This is a genomic window from Caballeronia arationis (assembly GCF_001544975.2).
Lineage (GTDB): Bacteria > Pseudomonadota > Gammaproteobacteria > Burkholderiales > Burkholderiaceae > Caballeronia > Caballeronia arationis.
Map to the genome: position 1 here is coordinate 1 of NZ_FCOG02000410.1, position 1,618 is coordinate 1,618.

At 60.4% G+C, this 1,618-nt stretch carries 1 protein-coding gene; it reads left to right on the forward strand.

The window, feature by feature from the left end; translation table 11 throughout:
• Positions 1 to 1,249 precede the first annotated feature (1,249 nt).
• Positions 1,250 to 1,618, forward strand: a 369-nt coding sequence (locus tag AWB81_RS42755; RefSeq protein ID WP_327373527.1) for a phage integrase N-terminal domain-containing protein, incomplete at its 3' end; no start/stop codon positions are given.

Sequence of the window (1,618 nt, forward strand, 5' to 3'; positions counted from 1 at the left end):
ATGGACACTTATCCGTGGTCCGCTTTTCAGCACTCAATGACGATGGACGCATCCTTACAGCACACGACGCTGGGTACGTTGCATGAGGTCCGACACACCGCGACCGAGTGAACGCGCTTGGGGATGGGAGACCAGCTAGGCCGACGCGGCAAGCTGATCTCTGTACGAAAGACGAACGGGCGGCGCACCCGGAAAAAACGAGCGCAAAGAGATTACCGAGCACTTGGCCGAGGTCGTGCCGTCGCAAAGACGAAGCACACCGGCGCGCGACAGCGCGTTGCTGGCCGGCGCGGTAGCCGTAGCAGCGGCATAGCCGAATCGCACACTCCTAGTGCGACGGTTCGACTGCTGGGAGCAGCAGGAAGTACACGACGACGAGAGATTCCGCGAAGCGGGTCCGCGTTGGATGTGCGCCGGCAGCAAATCAGCGGCGGTCAACACGCGAAGCGTGACGACTGGCAGCACGCAGCAGTACGGAGGTCGATGCACGTTTCTTCCACGTGCGGGGCTATCGGATGGAATCGCTAAAGGACAGGAAGGCAGGACCCGGCGGGGATACGCAGCAGCTGTGCGGCAAGACTCGGGGATAGGCTCCCGAAGTCTGCGGCGCAGGGGCAATGAATGGCACCGCGCAGGGTGTGCACGGTCGCTGACTCGTTCGCAAAGATGGAGAACGCGCTTGCTAAAGCCGCTGAAAAATTACGTTTCGCGATCGGAGCTCGTCTCGAGCGACGTTGCCATTGCGTCGTATGCGCTGGGCTGGTACCGCACGACTGCGAGCGCTGATGCTTGCTGATGTGATCGACGCGTCAGGCGCTGATGCGCTGGCGCGAGCGCTGTCTGTGTGGACGCCCAGGCGGGGCGAGGTACCGAGCGTCGCTACCGTGGCAGTGAAGCGCTGCCAGGTCGGGAGCAATGCGACTCGGAACGAGAGACCGCACCGCTCGACTGCCCCCAAGCAAATCCAACGACGTCGGGCTTTCACGCTGATAGATCACGCCTTCGAAGCTGAAGTCGCGTGGTCTCTGTGGCGGCTGTCGATTAGCTACGGATTTGACGACATGCGCTCTCGGCGAAGGGCAATACGGCATGCGGCGATAGCTGGATGGATTTTCGCCACCTGCGCGCCCGGCGGGGTCTCGGGTGCCTTCCAGCGCTCAAGTGAGTTGGCGAGGGCGTTCGAGAGGGGCCGAGCGATCTACTTCGCGGCCATGAAACTGCAATCAACCAACGAGGAAGAAGCATCTGCATGACAGTAACCATCTATGTGAAGGGCATCGTTGCCGATTATCCCGAGCTTCCACCCGACTTCCGGTCCCACCTTGAACTCATCTTCACCAACAACGTCAATCGTGTTCACAGTCGCACGCGCGTTAGCGCTAAGCCTCTATCAGTAAAGACGCAAAGCTTTCGACTGCGCACGCTTTGCCGGTCGTTCGTCGAGCTGCGCCAGATCGGCTTCGCGCTACAGACGCCGTATGCGCTCAGGGAAAAGCACATCGAGGGTCTCGTGACTCTGTGGCACAAAGAGGGGCAGAGTCCGGGGACCATCGAGAACAAGTTGACGTACTTCCGCGCATTCACGAAATGGATCAATAAGCCCACCGTAGTTAAGACG